We start from the raw sequence: 16,503 nt of genomic DNA on the forward strand, positions 1-16,503 counted from the left end.
TAGATGCAAATCGCCTTATAAACTCCTAACAATTTCTTCTTCAATCTGCTCTTTTGCAATCACCTTATCTTGTAGTTGCGGCTTGGTCAATAAACTCGCAATCTGTGGAGGAATAACAACCTTCCCCTGCTCTGCAATGCGTTTTAATGCATTGACATCCGCCGTTAACTCACCGCCAAAAAGTGTTTTCGCAATGATGGGGGAAAACTTCGTCCACTCTGCTGTAGAGTACACAATGGTTTTTAGCGTGGGGTTTTTGCGTGAAGTTTCATACACCTTAAAACAGGTTGCTGTGTGCGGATCCATCAAATAACCCACATCGTATGCCTGTTTAATATAGGCCTGTCCCTCTTCATCCGAACAAAAATCAGCAGCAAAAATCGCCTGAACCTGGCTCAACTCTTCTTTAGTTAACCGATAATATTTATCTTGATCTAAAGCCAGCATCAGTTGTTTAGTTCGCTCTGCACCAAACAAATCAAACAGGATCCGTTCAATATTTGACGACTTCAAAATATCCATCGCCGGTGAGCTGGTCGGGATGACTTGACTGTCGCGTAAATCATAGACCCCTTCGTTAATAAAACGGGTCAGAACATTATTATTATTCGAAGCAATTAAAATCTGTTCTACCGGTAAACCCATCTTAAGCGCATAATAACCCCCCAGCGCATTACCAAAGTTACCGCTTGGCACATTTAAGTAAACCTTGTCACCGAGTTTAATCGCATCTTGGCGTACCAGTTCCAAGTAGCTGTGAACATGGTAAAGTGTCTGAAAAATAATTCGGCCAAAATTTACCGAGTTGGCGGCTGAGACCTGTATTCCTTTTTTACTCAGGGTTTCACGGAATACCGGCGAGGTCAGTAAACGTTTTAATGCCGATTGCGCATCGTCAAAGTCACCTTTAATACCTATCACTTTTAAATTTTTGCCATCCTCTGTTACCATTTGCAAGCGCTGAACATCGGATGTTCCGCCGTCAGGATACATACAAACGACCTGAACGTTAGGTTTATTGCGGAAGGTGTCTAATGCTGCTGGTCCGGTGTCACCACTGGTCGCGGCCAAAATCAAAAACTGTTCGTTACGAGCCTGCGCGACCGCAGATAAAACTGTACCGAAGGGTTGTAATGCCATGTCTTTGAATGCCCGTGTCGGACCATGAAACAGTTCGCTCACATAAAGGTCTTCATAGACCTTAACAACCGGAACCGGATTATTGCTATCATCAAACGCATCATACAACGACAGTGCTTGGTTAATCACTGCCTCATCAATATCCACTTCGAACTTGTTCAAAATGGCCTTGGCTAGGGTTTTATAGTCTGAATTGATATGGTTGGCTAAAAAATCCGCCCCCAGTTGAGGTAAATATTTTGGTGAGTACAACCCACCAAACGAGGACATAGGATTTAATATGGCTTCAGAGAAGGTCACTTCAAGTGGGAACTGACCATCATTACCGCGGGTTTCAATAAAATTCATCAGACAAACCTTTCAAAACAAAATTAAAGTAAGAGACCTTTGCTGGAGTCGCTGGAACCCATAAAAAATCTCAGTAAATGAGTAAGATTATAGCAGGTTTCGTGTTATTCAATTAACTGCAATAAGATGCTAAAGGATGGCGCCAGCGCCAAAAACGTTTTAAATACCCCGGCTCAAGTAAAAAACCATCCTTTAAATCTAGGTCAATATAGACTGAATGGAGCTGATGAGTGCTTAGTCCTGTCAATAACCCCTCACACCAATTAGACTCTAATAAAGCCAAAACCTCATCCGCATCGGTTTGTTGACTAACATCTAATACGATCAAATGCTGATTGATCGTTTGTGACTCTTCAGCTTCGCTAAACCAGGCCTGGTAATCTTTTGGCAAGGGCGAAAAATGCGCCTGAGTTAAGTGCGCCATACCTTCTAAATAAGCCCCCTGTCCCCAGATTTTAGCCTGAGACCTAGGCACGAGTTGGTGCGTGTCTAGTAAACCCTCGCCCCATAACCAAATACTATTGATTTCAGGCGCTCCGCGTTCACGACGCGCAAGATTAACCGGATGATTATAAAACAACATTTGCGCCTCATTCATCAGCTTACGCCAATGCGAGGCGGCATGTCCTTGTGGAAATAATCCCTGTAAATTGTGAAACGCCGCATCACGCAACGGCGTCGTTTGAATATCTACCACTTGAAGCACCGACAAATACCAAGACGAGGCAGAACCATATACCAGCTCTACCCCATCCTGTTTAAAGTGTAGATTGAATGCCTCTAACAGCGATTTGGATTCCAGCTCTGTCAAGGCTAATTCAGACGGTGGAATCAGTACTAAGGTATCACGATCAGGAATAAGTTGTACCGGATCTACCCTCAGCCAAAACACATCAGTATTGGCTTCGGCTAATTCAACCTGTGCACTGCACACGGCGTGCGGAATGGCAGTCGATTGATGAAACAAATGACTCGCTCGCGCCTCAAATCCACCGGCTTTAATCGGATAACTGTCTGCCCGTTTAAGTAATTTGGCCAAGGACGCATGATTTATGCTCGCTTTTGTTAGTTTTTTGCCTGCTAAGCCTCTTAGCCAAATCGTAACAGCATGACTCATGACATCCATCCTAGTTTAAAATAATCAAGGTCGCCAAACCCAAGAAAGACAAGAAACCGACCACATCGGTAATGGTGGTTAAAATAACCGCACCCGATAAAGCTGGATCTATTTTTAGCTTTTTCAAAACCAGTGGAATCAGTACCCCTGAGATGTTCGCCACACTCATGTTAATAAAAATCGCCAGCGTAATAACTAAAGTAATCATCGGCTCGCCAAACCACAACTGCGCAATCAAGCCTACGACCAAGGCCCAAACAAACCCGTTACTCATGCCGACCCATAACTCCTTGTTATAGATCCAGCGGGTGTTGCTTCCGGCGATTTGTCCTAATGCTAAGCCACGAATAACCACCGTTAAGGTTTGGCTTCCAGCAATACCGCCCATACTCGCCACCACCGGCATTAAAATTGCCAAGGCCACAATCTGGTCTAACACCGCTTCAAACTGGCCAATCACCGAGGCGGCTAAAAACGCGGTCATTAAATTAATCCCCAACCAAACGCCACGGCTTTTCGCACTGCGCATAATGGGTGTAAATACTTCTTCTTCGTCACTCACGCCCGACATGTGTTTTAAAGTGGCATCGGCATCATCTTGTGTAATTTCCAAAACATCTGCCGCGTTTAACTGCCCCACAAGCAAACCGTCACTGTCCACCACCGGCACAAAGTGCAACTCTTTCGAGCGCAACAACGCCGCGGCATCTGCCACCTTCATTTGATCATTTAAAGTAAAAGGGGCATGCATATAGGCATCAACAAGCGCATCTTGTGGATACTTAATTAGATCTACCAGCGACAAGGTGCCTAACAAGCGTTTTTCTTTATCGGTAATCATAATCTCTTGCGATTCATCATCTAGTAAATGATGAATGCGGATATAACGCTGGACTGCCTCTAACGACACCCCCTGTTTTACATTAACAGTTTCTGGATCCATGTAACGACCAACTACACCATCCTCATAGGCATGTAGCACTTCGACTTGGGCACGAATATCTTCATCCAGACTGGAATAAACCTGATCTTTAATGTGATCATCGGTGGCATCTAGAACTTCAGCAATCTCTTGCGCATCGAGACCTTGAACAATTTGCTGAACATCGCTAGCTGTTAAGTTTTCAAGATACTCGGAACGAATATTTTCATCAACTTCTGCCAATACCTCACCTAGGAAAGCCTCAGGAATCAATTCCCAGAGCCAGTGTCGCGTCTTCATAGGAAAAGATTCAAGAATATGAGCTATTTCAAGTACTTCTTGATCAGCAAAAAAGGCAATCAAAGCCGCTTTGTCTTCTTGATCAATTAACTGCTGTAAATAAAGCAATTGATCTTCAGATGTTTGGATTTTTTCTTCATTATTCATAGATGTTCCTTTTGGGAAATAGATTTATCGAATTAATAAAAAAACCGAGCGCTTTTGGCGACTCGGTTTTTTAAAACAGAAAACCAGGCCTGGTTAGAAATCACTTATACGTATTTTAGTAATCTTTCCTTCCACATCTTCCAAGCCTTCTAAAACCGCCATCGCTTTATTAAGTATCGCTTCATTGACGACATTAGTCGTCATGACCACCAAGGCTAAGTTCCCCTCGGTCATTGGATCTTGATGCAGGTGTTCTATACTGATGTCAAAATCCGCTAGAGTTTGTGACAAACGCGCTAAAACTCCAGAGTGATCCTTCACCAAAAACCTCAAGTAAAATGCAGTGTTGATTTGATCAATGTTTAAAATATTCGCGTTTTGTTCAAGCTGATCCGCATGATAGCCTAGTGCGGGCACATGCATTTCATAAGGTGCATCCCAGCCACGCGCTAAGTCAATTATATCGGCCATTACCGCGCTGGCGGTCGCTCCGGCTCCGGCACCCGGACCATAATAAAGCGTTGAGCCCACATGGTTACCGTGCACTAATACCGAGTTCATCACCCCATTTACATCCGCTAGTAACACGGTTTTGGGTACTAGAGTTGGATGAACTCTTAAAGAGTAACCTTCATCGGTACGCGCTGCTATACCCAGATGTTTGATTTCGTAACCAAAGCTATTGGCAAAACGCACGTCATCAGCCGTGATTTGACTAATACCTTCCGTGTAAACACGAGAAAAACTCAATTCAATACCAAACGCCATTGACGCTAAAATGGTGAGTTTGTGCGCAGCATCAATGCCCTCAACGTCATAAGTCGGGTCAGCTTCAGCGTAGCCCAAATCCTGAGCATCTTTTAAAACCTTAGCAAAGTCCGCATCAGGCTTTTTCATTTCAGTCAGGATATAGTTACCCGTGCCGTTGATAATACCGGCTAACCAATCTATTTGATTACCCGCTAAACCTTCACGCAAGGCCTTGATAATTGGAATACCACCCGCGACCGAAGCCTCAAAATAAATCTGAACCCTGTGCTTTTCGGCTAATGCAAACAACTCATTTCCGTAGAGCGCAATCAATGCCTTATTGGCCGTAACGATATGTTTACCATTTTTAATGGCTTGTTCAACTAGGTCACGTGCCAGCGTGGTGCCGCCCATTAACTCGACCACTAGATCGACATTTGGATCATTGACCACACTAAACGGATCTTCTGTCAGCGCGATACCCTTTGTATCGACTGCTCTAGGCTTGGTTAAATCCCGCACTGCTATTGTTTGGACAGTCAGCTTTTTTCCTAGTTTACGACCTAGATCATGTTCGCTTGTCTGTAAAATTTTAACTAGACCGCCACCTACTGTACCTAGCCCTAATAGTCCTAATCTAATCGATTTCAAACCCTACTCCTTTGGTTGAATCAAGCCGTCTTTCTTAAACATATCACGAATGCCGCGAATAGCTTGACGCGTACGATGTTCATTTTCAATCAATCCAAAACGAACATGGCCATCGCCATAATTACCAAAACCTATACCGGGTGCCACGGCCACTTTTGCTTCAATCAAAAGCTTTTTAGAAAATTCAATTGAGCCCATTTCACGGTAAGCCTCAGGGATCGGAGCCCACACAAACATCGTGGCTTTAGGAGGTTCAACTTCCCAACCGATTGCATTTAAACCGCTACATAACACATCACGACGCACACGGTACATATCGCAAATCTCTTGAACACAATCCTGTGGTCCCTCTAAGGCCGTGATCGCCGCAACCTGAATCGGTGTAAAGGTGCCATAGTCCAAATAAGACTTCATACGCTTAAGCGCATGACACAAGGTTGGATTCCCCACCATAAAACCTACACGCCAGCCCGGCATATTGTAACTCTTGGATAGGGTGTAAAACTCGACCGCAATGTCCTTCGCGCCTGGTACCTGCATAATCGATGGCGCTACATAGCCATCAAACACGATATCCGCATAGGCAATATCATGGATAACCCAGATATTGTGGTGTTTAGCAATCTCAATCACCCGCTCAAAAAAATCCAACTCGACCGTTTGCGTTGTCGGATTCCCCGGGAAATTTAACACCAGCATTTTAGGCTTAGGCCAAGAATCCTGAATCGCTTTTTCTAACTCTTCAAAGAAATCGACATTCGGCGACATTTCAACATGGCGAATATCCGCTCCCGCAATCACAAAACCATAGGGATGAATCGGATAGGCCGGGTTAGGAACTAACACCGTATCGCCCTGTTCAACCGTTGCCAAAGCCAAGTGCGCCAAGCCTTCTTTGGAACCGATGGTCACGACCGCTTCTTTATCCGGGTCTAAATCCACATCAAATCGGGTTTTATACCAGTTGCAAATCGCTTTGCGTAAACGCGGAATACCTTGCGATACCGAATAACGATGGGTGCCTTCACGCTGCACCACTTCAATCATTTTGTCGACAATATGTTTTGGGGTATCTTGATCAGGATTACCCATGCCGAAGTCAATAATATCTTCACCACGGCGGCGCGCATCCGCCTTGAGTTCACCTACAATGTTAAATACATAAGGCGGTAAACGTTTAATTCTTTGAAATTCGCTAGTCACGAAAAGGCCTTCAAGATTACTGCAATAATTGCGGGTTAAAAATAGTTTGGTTTATCGCGGAAAAAAGACGACAATTAAACCTGCAAATCATACAGAATCTATTGAATAGGTCAATTGAATTTAAGTTAAATATGACTTTAAATAGCCAATTCCATCATAAAAAAGAGAAACCCTATGAAATTCACACAACATCTTGATCCAAATATTAATTTAATTCGTCACTATGAACCAGGCCTGGTAGAAGTAAACCAAAAGAAGCTTACACAGAGCTGTATTATTACGCAGAAAACACTAAAACCAGAATGGTCTGTGGACTCGATTCAAACACTCAATCAAGACCATATTCAGCAACTGCTTGATTTAAACCCTGAAGTATTGATACTTGGCACAGGAGACACTCAGGTTTTCCCTCCTGCTGAGCTTTTTGGCTACTGTGCTCGTCAAGGCGTCAGTCTGGAAGTAATGAACAATGCTGCTGCATGTCGAACCTACAATGTTCTGACAACCGAGCAACGTGAAGTGGTTGTTGGTTTAATTATTGAAAGCAAGCCATTACAAAATTAACCCTTATGGGCGACCGAAAAATGGCTCAACAGAGATTTTACGGCCATCTTGTCGTAATTCAAAATACAACTTTGGCCTTTCTGCTCGACCAGACTGCCCTAAGTGCGCAATCACATCACCGGCTTTAACCGAATCACCCTGCTTAACTCTTAAAAGCTGGTTATGTGCGTAAATTGATAGAAAATTATCTGCATGACGTATCATAATCATTGCCCCTAACGGACCAGAGGAATGTTCAGCAAATGCAACCTCACCGTCTGCCACCGCCCGAACCAAGGTACCGATTTGTGCATAAACTTCTAGACCCTGGATTCCCTGAGTATCTAATAGGTAGCGGTATTCGCTGGGCGATTCAACAGGCCAAATCCAGTTCAATCGACTGGCATTTAGCTGATTAGCCGCAGACAATTCAGCCACGTTTCGTGGAATAACTAGCTCTTGCCCCGGATAGATCACAAAGGGCGAACGCAGTTCATTGGCTGCGGCTAACTCACTCATTCTCACCCCACAACGCAGTGCAATTTCGCCCAAGGTATCATTGCGTTGAACACGATAAGATGTTCCCTCGCAACGACGATCCGCTGTTACAGCTCGTTCAGACGATTTCGATTGTGTGGTCGAACCGGGTTTTAAATAGTCTCTCGGCGGCTGCCCACAGGCCGTCAAAAATAATAAAACGAAAAGGAATCCAAAAAACTTAACCATTAGAAACTAGCCCAGGGTTTTATAGGCGATATAACCGATTACCAACGCAACGAATAACCAGCCCAACCATTCTACCCATCTACGAATAAGCGGTTCAAAACGCTGCCCGCCAATTTTCATTAACCAGGCAACTAAGAAAAACCGTGCGCCACGACCAATAAATGAGGCAATAATAAACGGAACCAATGCCATCCCGGTGGCACCGGCTGAAATGGTGAACATTTTATAAGGCAAGGGGCTGAAACCGGCGACAAACACAATCCATACCCCATAGGCCTCAAAAAACTCGACAATTTGATGATATTTAGCGTCATAGCCCGCTGACACAATCAACGGCCAGACTGCATCTAACAACAACATACCGATCAAATAACCCAAAACGCCGCCCAAGGTTGAGAAAAACGTAGCAATCCATGCTAAATACATCGCTTTCTCAGGCCGAGCCAAGCTCATAGGCATCAACATCACATCCGGCGGAATCGGAAAAAAAGACGACTCTGCTAAACTCATACCGGCTAAGTAACGCGGAGCATGCCGATGGGCTGCCCAACGTAGGGTCATATCATATAGGGGAGCAAATAATTTCAATCTAACCTTCCTTTGACTAGCGGAACAAAAACCGCTACACCCAGTGTGATTGTTTTTATGCCGGTGGCGGTTTTTTCAACGCCAGTAAGCAACTGTTCTTTTTCACCCACCGGGAGTACCAATCGACCTCCTTCTGCCAATTGTTCCACTAAAGCTTCGGGAATTGAATCGGGAGCGGCTGCGCAGACAATCGCATCATAGGGTGCAAAAGTCGACCACCCCCAATGCCCATCACTCAGCGTAAAACGAATATTACGTACCGCCAGTTGATCTAAACAATACTGAGCACGTAAAGACAAGGGCGCAATGCGCTCCACACTATAAACCTGTTTTGCGACTAGAGATAAGATGGCCGCCTGATAACCTGAACCGGTTCCGACATCCAGTACTCGATTAAGCGAGCGCGACCCTTGCTTAACCCAACTGGTCATTAACGCCACCGTACCCGGCTGAGAAATGGTTTGACCATAACCAATTGGCAAAGACGTATCTTCATAAGCACGATTAGCTAAGGCTTCATCCATAAATAAATGTCGTGGGGTAACTCGAATCGCATTTAGAACCTCAATGTCTAATTGTTTATTACTTAATAAACGACTAACCAAACGATCCCGACTGCGTTGCGAAGTTAGCCCTACCCCTTGCGCAGCCTCATACAGGCTGTTAGGGTAAATGGGTTTCTGGGTTAGATCTAATTCTGCCACTTGGTTGCAACCCAACGACTCATTTTTTCAAGCATCGCGTAATGCGTTAAGTCAATTTGCAAAGGGGTCACCGAAACATAACCTGCTTCGACCGCATGGAAGTCCGTGCCCTCACCGGCATCCGCTGCACAGCCTGCCGGACCAATCCAAAACATAGCCCCTCCACGAGGGTCAACCGCTTTAACTACCGGCTCTGAAGCATGGCGTTTTCCGAGTCGAGTCACCTTAATACCCTTAATTTCAGACAGGGGGATATCGGGTACGTTGATATTAATAATGGTATTCGTATCTAAATCTTGTAAATGAAGATCATCCAGTAAACGAACTAATATTTCTGCAGCGGTTGCAAAATGCTGATCACCACACAAAGAAATCGCAATCGAGGGTTTGCCCAGAAAGCGCCCCTCCGTTGCTGCTGCAACCGTACCGGAATAGAGCACATCATCCCCCATGTTAGCTCCGGCATTAATGCCCGATATAACCATGTCAGCGCGATAAGCCAACGCGCCATTAATACCCAGATGAACACAATCGGTTGGCGTGCCATTGACACTATAAACACCCTCCCCGTGGTCTTGCGTCCTGAGTGGGTCAAGCAAAGTCAATGAGTTGCTCGCAGCGCTTCGATTACGATCCGGCGCAATCATCACTAACTCATCGGCCGCTGAAAAATTCTTCAACGCCTGATAAAGCGTACGAATACCTGGAGCTAAATATCCATCATCATTCGATAACAGGATGCGCATAGGCTATCAATCCTTTAAAATCATATTTATTTGCTATGGAATTATAAAGTGTCTAAGGTTACAGAAGAAGATAAATTACTATTTAAAGAAGCGCTTGTTGGTGTCAGCCCACTTATTAAACAAAAAAAAGTTGAAATCGTTGCAACTAAACCCAAAGCCCCGACAAAACGCGCTATTGAAAATAAATATCAAATACCCCCACAAAAAGCCAAAATTGAGTATACCGATTCAGTCAACGCCCATGAAAACCTCCTTAATTACCGCAAGGGCTTAAGAATCCAAGACTTAAAACGCCTTCGTAAAGGCGAGTTCACTATACAAGGCCGTTTAGACCTTCACGGCTATACAGAAGAAGGCGCAGAACTAAGGTTAAGCCAGTTCATTCACCAAAGTTATTTAAAAAAATATCGCTATCTTTTAGTAGTCCACGGTAAAGGTTATAACTCAGACACCTCATTTCCGGTTCTAAAGAATTTAGTCAATCGGATGCTGAGAAGTTTACCGGAAGTGATCGCCTTCTGTAGTGCCACGCAAAAGGACGGCGGCGTCGGCGCAGTCTATGTTCTGATTAAGGCCCAGTAGCCTGAGCTATTAGCCGTGAGATAAACAACCAGGCCTGGTTTAAGGCCAAATACCAAGCTCTGAAAACAAAAAACCCCAGGTTAAATAATTAACCTAGGGTTTGAAAAGTGGCGCGCCTGAAGAGATTCGAACTCCTGACCGCTCGGTTCGTAGCCGAGTACTCTATCCAGCTGAGCTACAGGCGCTTAACTTGGTGCGTATTATAGAGATATGAGGCTAGGTGTCAAGCGACTATTTAAAAGTTTTTAACTTTTTTTAAAGGTTTTTTAACAAGCCAACACTGCATACACTATAACTCATTGATTTAATTATCTTACTCAGTAATTAACGGATATACACCATTTTCATCATGCACTTCACGCCCTGTCACGGGTGGGTTGAACACACACACCATGCGCATATCCTTGCGGGCGCGAAGATAATGACGCTCATGGCCATTCAGCGCATAAAGCGTACCATCTTCAATCTGAGTAGTGATACCGCTCTCAAGGTCTTCTATCTCACCCTCACCCGCGACGCAATATACCGCCTCTAAATGGTTAGCATAATGAATATAGGTTTCTGTACCGGCAAAAATCGTGGTATCGTGCATCGAAAAGCCCATACCCTCTTTCGCCAATAACAAGCGACGGCTTACCCAGTTGCCGTTTTCGGCTTTAACATCTCTATCGGTTCCGATTACCTCATTTAAACGCTTGATAATCACTATGCCTTCTCCTTTTCAAATTTCTCTACCGCGGCGGCTACCGCTTCACGTAGGATTTCAAACCCCTCGGTTAATTCGGTTTCACTAATCACCAACGGTGCCAAGAACTTTAATACTTGATCCGCCGCACCGGCGGTTTCCATAATCAACCCGCGTTCAAACGCTTGACGCGACACTTCGTTACAGAAGCCCTCGGTTAAAGATTCCATGCCCCAAATCATGCCCAAACCACGTACATCGGTAATATAATGAGGATACTGCGCTTGAATATCCCTAAAGGTTTTCTCGACCTGCGCGCCTTTAGCACGAATAGAGGCACTAAAATCATCATTACGCCATAGCTCAAGCACCGCCGCACCAGCAATAAACGCGTGGCTATTACCACGGAAGGTTCCGGTATGCTCACCCGGTTCCCAAACATCCACTTCTGGCTTCATTAATACAATCGACATTGGCAACCCGGTACCAATCGACTTGGAAACCGTCACGATATCCGGCTTAATGCCCGCGCGCTCAAACGAAAAGAAATCGCCAGTTCGGCCATTACCCACTTGAATCTCATCCATTATCAAAATAATGTCGAGCTCATTACAGACCTTTTCAAGTTTTTTCAACCACTCAACACGCGAGATATTAATCCCGCCCTCGCCCTGAATCGACTCCACAATAATCGCTGCCGGTAAGTCATAGCCCGAACTGCCATCTTTAAGATAATGGCGTAGCATATCTACACTATCCATTTCATGGTCAAAATAACCGTCATACGGCATTTTGGTAACGTTTTGCGGCACACCATAATAGTCATCATGATAAAACTCATTGCCCGTTACCGCCAAAGAGCCTAACGAATGGCCGTGATACGCATTGGTAAATGCCACGACATTTGAACGCTTCTTCAGTTTACGTGCCAATTTAAGCGCGGTTTCCACACCATTAGTCCCCGTTGGGCCAACAAACTGGATTTTGTAATCAAAACCACGCGGTTTCAAAATGATGTTTTGAAACCCTTCGATAAAATCATGCTTGGCAACGGTCGCTTTATCAAGCGCATTGGTAATGCCGTTGCGTTGAATATAGTTAATCAAGGCTTGGTTAACTAAGGGGTGGTTATGTCCATAGTTTAGCGAGCCTGCGCCACCAAAAAAGTCGATAAAGCGTTTGCCCTCAACATCAACAATCGTCGCGCTGGTTGCCGTATCAAACACCGTAGGGAATGAGCGAATATACCCTCTTACATTCGATTCATACTGATCAAAAAGTGAAATATCCATTTAATATGTTCCTTATTGTTATTGTAAAAAAATGGTTTTCGAAGCCAATAAGCTTCAAGCCGAAATCAAACTAATAAATTAACGATGAATTGAAAAACTGACTAAAGGCTCGGCTTCGTGACCGTCACCTAGATGATCAGTTGTAAGGTAATCGGTGATCTGCAGTTCAGCACCCAAGGAGTTAGCCCATTTAAAAAACAAGGCATTCGACGCTTGGTTAGAGGGTGAAATCGTGCATTGCACCTTTCGTATCTGATCAAACCAATCCCGCGCTGCCAAATTTTGTAACAAGCGCATCGCCAAACCTTGCCCACGCATAGCTGGGTCAACCGCGACCTGCCAAACAAATAACACGTCTGGGTTATCGGGTAATCGATAAGCGGTGACAAAACCTACCGCACGATTATTAACCTCAGCGATCGCACAGGTTTGAGAGAAATGATCTGAAAGCAAGAAATAAAGATAACTGGAGTTCACATCCAGCGTTTGCGACTCTTTGACTAATCGCGTTATAGCCGCACCGTCTTTAAGACAAGGGGGTCTGATAGTGATATTCATAACAGTTTTGTGTTTTTAACGCCATCTTGTTAAGCAAGATGAAACACCCAAAAACGCTCCTTCATAATAATTTTATTTAAATTCGGCGGCCTAAGTTAGCCGCGCCAATTAAATTGTTTCGTTTAAACCTTTTTTACCCTAACATAGATCCAACCCTGATTTCAAATCAACTTTTGGTTACATAAAAAATGATGTTTTGTTAATTAACGCAAAATCGGCTAAAATCACGGCCTTTAATTTTCAATTCGAAACGGCATTAAATATCGCATGAACCTCTTTGCTTTGGGTGTGAATCATGAAACCGCTCCGGTTAATATCCGAGAAACCGTATCTTTTACCGCAGATAGGGTGTTTAGCGCACTGCAAGAATTGAAAGATCAACAACTTGTCGCGGAAAGTATTATTTTATCGACGTGCAATCGAACTGAAATTTACTTTACGGTTAAGAACAGCCAAGCACAACCGGTGATTGACTGGCTTCACCAATTCTTTTGTTTAACCAACGAAAGTCTGAAACCCTACATTTATCTGCATCAAGATATTAATGCGGTAACGCATATTATGCGTGTTGCGAGTGGTTTAAATTCACTCGTACTCGGTGAGCCGCAAATCTTGGGGCAAATTAAAGATGCTTACAACCTCGCACACAAAACAGAAAGTGTTCACCATACGCTTGAAAACCTTTTTCAACATGTGTTTCGCACGGCTAAGCAAGTCCGCACCGACACCGCGATAGGTTCAAGCCCGGTTTCAGTTGCTTTTGCCGCCGTATCCTTAGCTAAACAGTTTTTTGGTGATCTATCACAACAAACCGCGTTGCTCATTGGCGCCGGTGAAACTATCGAGCTTGTGGCGCGCCACCTGCATGAAAGCCACATTGGACGCATTGTGATAGCCAATCGTACTTTTAATCGAGCCCATGCTTTAGCTGAACAGCTAGGTGGCTATGCGATTGAACTTGACGAGCTTGAGCAGCACCTGCATGAAGCCGATATGGTGATCGCATCTACTGGGAGCCCTACCCAATTAATTAAACGCGATCAAGTCAAAAAAGCACTCAAAAAACGTCGCCATAGGCCCATGTTTATGGTTGACATTGCGGTTCCGCGTGATATTGAAGCCAGCATTAATGATTTTGAAGATGTTTACCTTTACAGCGTTGATGACCTTCAAGAAATTATTGCTGAAAACAAACGTTCTCGCCAGGATGCGGCCAGTGAAGCAGAAGACATTATCCAGATGCAAGCTGAACGTTTTATGTGTCAATATCAAGCGATTCAATGTGTTAATCCGCTTATTCGTGCCTACCGTCATCAAGCCGACATGATCAAAAAACAAATGCTAGAACAGGCTATGCATCAATTAGCCCTCGGCCAAAAACCTGAAGCAGTCATTCACCGACTCGCTCATCAATTAACCAATAAACTGATTCATACACCCAGCCATCAACTACATGAAGCCGGTATTGCCGGCAAACAAGACTTGATTGAAATGGCTGAACAACTATTATTCGACAAGGAAAGTCGTTAACTTTTAGAGAACTACATGAAAGCCTCCATTCGTCAAAAACTACAAAATCTTGTTGAGCGCCTTGAAGAAGTAGGCGCCCTTCTCTCAGATCCATCGGTCGTGAATGATCAAAATCAATTCCGTAATCTTTCAAAAGAGCATGCGCAATTGACGCCTGTTGTCGAAACCTACCAAAACTTTGAACGTGCCGAGGCCGACCTAGAAGAAGCCAAAGAAATGATCGCTTCGGGCGACCGTGAGTTAAAGGAAATGGCGCAAGAGGAATATCCCAGTTTAGAAAAAGCGATAGAAAGCTACGAACTTGAACTGCAAAAAATGCTGCTTCCACGTGATCCCAATGATGATGCCAATATTTTCTTAGAAATTCGTGCCGGCACCGGTGGTGATGAAGCGGCTATTTTTGCCGGTGATTTGTTTAGGATGTATAGTCGTTATGCCGAAACGCAACGCTGGCAAATTGAAGTACTGAACACCAGCGAAGGTGAACATGGTGGGTACAAAGAAATTATCGCGCGGATTATTGGTGACGGGGCTTACTCCAAACTAAAGTTTGAATCCGGTGCGCATCGGGTGCAACGTGTTCCGGCTACGGAAACCCAAGGCCGGGTGCATACCTCCGCCGCCACAGTCGCGATTATGCCCGAAGCGCCGGATGTTGAACAGGTTGAACTCAATCCGGCAGACTTGAAAGTTGATACCTTCCGTGCCTCGGGTGCCGGTGGTCAGCATGTTAACAAAACCGACTCCGCGATTCGTATTACCCACATCCCAACCGGCACGATTGTTGAATGCCAAGACGAGCGTTCACAACACAAAAACCGTGCGCGAGCCATGTCGCTCTTGGCTGCACGCATTATGGATGCTAAACGCCAAGTGCATGACCAAGCGATAGCGCAAGAGCGCAAAAGTCTGGTCGGCTCCGGTGATCGTTCAGAACGCATTCGAACCTATAACTATCCGCAAGGCCGTTGCACCGACCACCGCATTAACCTAACACTCTACAAGCTAGATGAAATTATGAACGGTGGACTGGCCAGCGTGATTGATCCGTTGACGCAAGAGCATCAAGCCGAACAACTCGCTGCACTCAGTGCGAATGACTAACCAGGCCTGGTTAATTAGCACCGCTATCCAACAAGCGGTGCAGCAACTTACCAACAGTGCTAACGATTGCAACCCTAAACTCGAAGCCGAAATCCTGCTCTGCCATAGCCTCAGGGTCAATCGTGCCTATCTATTAACTTGGCCGGAAAAAGCTTTAACCGAAACGCAGGTGGCAGAATTTTTTGCGCTCGTTGAACGCCGACAAGCCGGTGAACCGATTGCTTACCTGCTAGGTTACAAAGAGTTTTGGGGGCTAGCATTGCAGGTGTCACCCGCCACACTGATACCCCGCGCCGATACCGAAACCTTGATTGAAATCGCTTTACAAAAATTAGCACAATACCCCAAGCCGCAAATTTTAGACATGGGTACCGGCTCAGGCGCCATTGCATTGGCATTGGCTTCAGAACGACCGGATGCCAAAATCACAGCGATTGATGCCTCCCCCGCTGCACTCGCTGTCGCGCAAGCCAATGGTTTAGCGCATCAACTAAAAATTAACTGGCTACTCAGCGATTGGTTTAGCCAGCTTGAAGGTCAAAAGTTTGATTGTATTGTGTCGAACCCGCCTTATATTGAACAACAAGACCTGCATTTAACCCAAGGCGATTTACGCTTTGAACCCGACAGCGCACTCAGCTCAGGATCGGATGGCTTGGATGATTTACGCCTGATTATTTGCCAAGCACCCAGCTATTTAAACCAGCAGGCCTGGTTGTTCGTTGAGCACGGTTACAATCAGGCCGATGCGGTTAAACAGCTCTTTAGGCAAGCCGGTTTTCAATCGATCACCTGCCAAGTTGATTTAGCAGGTCATCCCCGTGTAAGCTATGGTCAAACACCTTAAAAAAACTGCTTGAGAAGCCC

Annotated in this window: 17 protein-coding genes and 1 tRNA gene; 5 read left to right on the top strand and 13 right to left on the bottom strand. The window is 44.9% G+C overall.

Annotated elements, in window-relative coordinates; translation table 11 throughout:
* Window positions 1-15: 15 nt before the first annotated feature.
* From thrC to alaC, 5 genes are all read right to left on the bottom strand, one after another.
* Window positions 16-1,488: a threonine synthase gene (thrC, locus tag JX580_RS06240; RefSeq protein WP_248849697.1), complete on the bottom strand. Its 1,473-nt coding sequence runs from the start codon at window positions 1,486-1,488 to the stop codon at window positions 16-18.
* Between the two features lie 112 nt (window positions 1,489-1,600).
* Window positions 1,601-2,605, bottom strand: coding sequence for a hypothetical protein (locus tag JX580_RS06245; RefSeq protein ID WP_248849698.1), 1,005 nt, complete (start codon window positions 2,603-2,605; stop codon window positions 1,601-1,603).
* Between the two features lie 10 nt (window positions 2,606-2,615).
* The gene (gene mgtE, locus JX580_RS06250) at window positions 2,616-3,974 is read right to left on the bottom strand and encodes a magnesium transporter (protein WP_248849699.1); all 1,359 of its coding nucleotides are present in this window, start codon (window positions 3,972-3,974) and stop codon (window positions 2,616-2,618) included.
* Window positions 3,975-4,067: 93 nt separating this feature from the next.
* Window positions 4,068-5,375 carry a homoserine dehydrogenase gene (locus tag JX580_RS06255; RefSeq protein WP_248849700.1) on the bottom strand — a complete coding sequence of 436 codons (1,308 nt, stop codon included), beginning with the start codon at window positions 5,373-5,375 and terminating at the stop codon, window positions 4,068-4,070.
* A 3-nt stretch (window positions 5,376-5,378) separates the two neighbouring features.
* The gene (gene alaC / locus JX580_RS06260) at window positions 5,379-6,578 is read right to left on the bottom strand and encodes an alanine transaminase (protein ID WP_248849701.1); all 1,200 of its coding nucleotides are present in this window, start codon (window positions 6,576-6,578) and stop codon (window positions 5,379-5,381) included.
* 174 nt (window positions 6,579-6,752) lie between these two features.
* Here alaC and JX580_RS06265 point away from each other — a divergent pair, with 174 nt between their 5' ends.
* A complete protein-coding gene (locus JX580_RS06265; protein WP_248849702.1) occupies window positions 6,753-7,142 on the top strand; it encodes an Mth938-like domain-containing protein in 390 nt (129 codons plus the stop codon).
* Between the two features lie 3 nt (window positions 7,143-7,145).
* Here the strand turns inward: JX580_RS06265 and JX580_RS06270 are convergent, their stop codons facing one another.
* From JX580_RS06270 to surE, 4 genes are read right to left on the bottom strand one after another with little or no spacing between them, the layout of a single operon-like run.
* The gene (locus tag JX580_RS06270; protein WP_248849703.1) at window positions 7,146-7,847 is read right to left on the bottom strand and encodes a LysM peptidoglycan-binding domain-containing M23 family metallopeptidase; all 702 of its coding nucleotides are present in this window, start codon (window positions 7,845-7,847) and stop codon (window positions 7,146-7,148) included.
* 6 nt (window positions 7,848-7,853) lie between these two features.
* A complete protein-coding gene (locus tag JX580_RS06275) occupies window positions 7,854-8,435 on the bottom strand; it encodes a YqaA family protein (RefSeq protein ID WP_248849704.1) in 582 nt (193 codons plus the stop codon).
* Window positions 8,432-9,139, bottom strand: a complete 708-nt coding sequence (locus tag JX580_RS06280; RefSeq protein WP_248849705.1) for a protein-L-isoaspartate(D-aspartate) O-methyltransferase — start codon at window positions 9,137-9,139, stop codon at window positions 8,432-8,434. The genes JX580_RS06275 and JX580_RS06280 overlap by 4 nt, the downstream gene beginning before the upstream one ends.
* Window positions 9,127-9,885 carry a 5'/3'-nucleotidase SurE gene (gene surE, locus JX580_RS06285; RefSeq protein WP_248849706.1) on the bottom strand — a complete coding sequence of 253 codons (759 nt, stop codon included), beginning with the start codon at window positions 9,883-9,885 and terminating at the stop codon, window positions 9,127-9,129. The genes JX580_RS06280 and surE overlap by 13 nt, the downstream gene beginning before the upstream one ends.
* Window positions 9,886-9,933: 48 nt before the next feature.
* Here surE and JX580_RS06290 point away from each other — a divergent pair, with 48 nt between their 5' ends.
* Window positions 9,934-10,467 (top strand): Smr/MutS family protein, encoded by a 534-nt coding sequence (locus tag JX580_RS06290; protein ID WP_248849707.1) that lies wholly within the window; start codon window positions 9,934-9,936, stop codon window positions 10,465-10,467.
* A 108-nt stretch (window positions 10,468-10,575) separates the two neighbouring features.
* Here JX580_RS06290 and JX580_RS06295 read toward each other — a convergent pair.
* The 4 genes from JX580_RS06295 to ectA all read right to left on the bottom strand — a co-directional run bounded on the left by JX580_RS06295 (window position 10,576) and on the right by ectA (window position 13,002).
* Window positions 10,576-10,652, bottom strand: a tRNA-Arg gene (locus tag JX580_RS06295).
* A 128-nt stretch (window positions 10,653-10,780) separates the two neighbouring features.
* The gene (locus tag JX580_RS06300; RefSeq protein WP_248849708.1) at window positions 10,781-11,173 is read right to left on the bottom strand and encodes an ectoine synthase; all 393 of its coding nucleotides are present in this window, start codon (window positions 11,171-11,173) and stop codon (window positions 10,781-10,783) included.
* Window positions 11,173-12,444: a diaminobutyrate--2-oxoglutarate transaminase gene (ectB, locus tag JX580_RS06305; RefSeq protein ID WP_248849709.1), complete on the bottom strand. Its 1,272-nt coding sequence runs from the start codon at window positions 12,442-12,444 to the stop codon at window positions 11,173-11,175. Before ectB ends, JX580_RS06300 begins: the two co-directional genes overlap by 1 nt.
* A gap of 78 nt (window positions 12,445-12,522) precedes the next feature.
* A complete protein-coding gene (gene ectA / locus JX580_RS06310; RefSeq protein ID WP_248849710.1) occupies window positions 12,523-13,002 on the bottom strand; it encodes a diaminobutyrate acetyltransferase in 480 nt (159 codons plus the stop codon).
* Between the two features lie 267 nt (window positions 13,003-13,269).
* Here ectA and hemA point away from each other — a divergent pair, with 267 nt between their 5' ends.
* Genes hemA through prmC form a run of 3 tightly spaced genes read left to right on the top strand, consistent with a single transcriptional unit; the run spans window position 13,270 to window position 16,483 of the window.
* Complete coding sequence (gene hemA / locus JX580_RS06315) at window positions 13,270-14,532, top strand: glutamyl-tRNA reductase (RefSeq protein WP_248849711.1); 1,263 nt, start codon at window positions 13,270-13,272, stop codon at window positions 14,530-14,532.
* 15 nt (window positions 14,533-14,547) lie between these two features.
* Window positions 14,548-15,636 (top strand): peptide chain release factor 1, encoded by a 1,089-nt coding sequence (prfA, locus tag JX580_RS06320; protein ID WP_248849712.1) that lies wholly within the window; start codon window positions 14,548-14,550, stop codon window positions 15,634-15,636.
* Window positions 15,629-16,483 (top strand): peptide chain release factor N(5)-glutamine methyltransferase, encoded by an 855-nt coding sequence (prmC, locus tag JX580_RS06325; RefSeq protein ID WP_248851891.1) that lies wholly within the window; start codon window positions 15,629-15,631, stop codon window positions 16,481-16,483. Before prfA ends, prmC begins: the two co-directional genes overlap by 8 nt.
* Window positions 16,484-16,503 lie beyond the last annotated feature (20 nt).

The sequence above is a fragment of the Thiomicrospira microaerophila genome (genome assembly GCF_023278225.1).
In the GTDB taxonomy this organism is placed as follows: Bacteria; Pseudomonadota; Gammaproteobacteria; order Thiomicrospirales; family Thiomicrospiraceae; genus Thiomicrospira; species Thiomicrospira microaerophila_A.

Bases quoted from the DNA above. Each gene is read 5' to 3' on its own strand.
- thrC (WP_248849697.1), bottom strand. From the start codon at position 1,488: ATGAATTTTATTGAAACCCGCGGTAATGATGGTCAGTTCCCACTTGAA.
- JX580_RS06245 (WP_248849698.1), bottom strand. From the start codon at position 2,605: ATGAGTCATGCTGTTACGATTTGGCTAAGAGGCTTAGCAGGCAAAAAA.
- mgtE (WP_248849699.1), bottom strand. From the start codon at position 3,974: ATGAATAATGAAGAAAAAATCCAAACATCTGAAGATCAATTGCTTTAT.
- JX580_RS06265 (WP_248849702.1), top strand. From the start codon at position 6,753: ATGAAATTCACACAACATCTTGATCCAAATATTAATTTAATTCGTCAC.
- JX580_RS06270 (WP_248849703.1), bottom strand. From the start codon at position 7,847: ATGGTTAAGTTTTTTGGATTCCTTTTCGTTTTATTATTTTTGACGGCC.
- surE (WP_248849706.1), bottom strand. From the start codon at position 9,885: ATGCGCATCCTGTTATCGAATGATGATGGATATTTAGCTCCAGGTATT.
- ectB (WP_248849709.1), bottom strand. From the start codon at position 12,444: ATGGATATTTCACTTTTTGATCAGTATGAATCGAATGTAAGAGGGTAT.
- ectA (WP_248849710.1), bottom strand. From the start codon at position 13,002: ATGAATATCACTATCAGACCCCCTTGTCTTAAAGACGGTGCGGCTATA.
- hemA (WP_248849711.1), top strand. From the start codon at position 13,270: ATGAACCTCTTTGCTTTGGGTGTGAATCATGAAACCGCTCCGGTTAAT.
- prfA (WP_248849712.1), top strand. From the start codon at position 14,548: ATGAAAGCCTCCATTCGTCAAAAACTACAAAATCTTGTTGAGCGCCTT.
- prmC (WP_248851891.1), top strand. From the start codon at position 15,629: ATGACTAACCAGGCCTGGTTAATTAGCACCGCTATCCAACAAGCGGTG.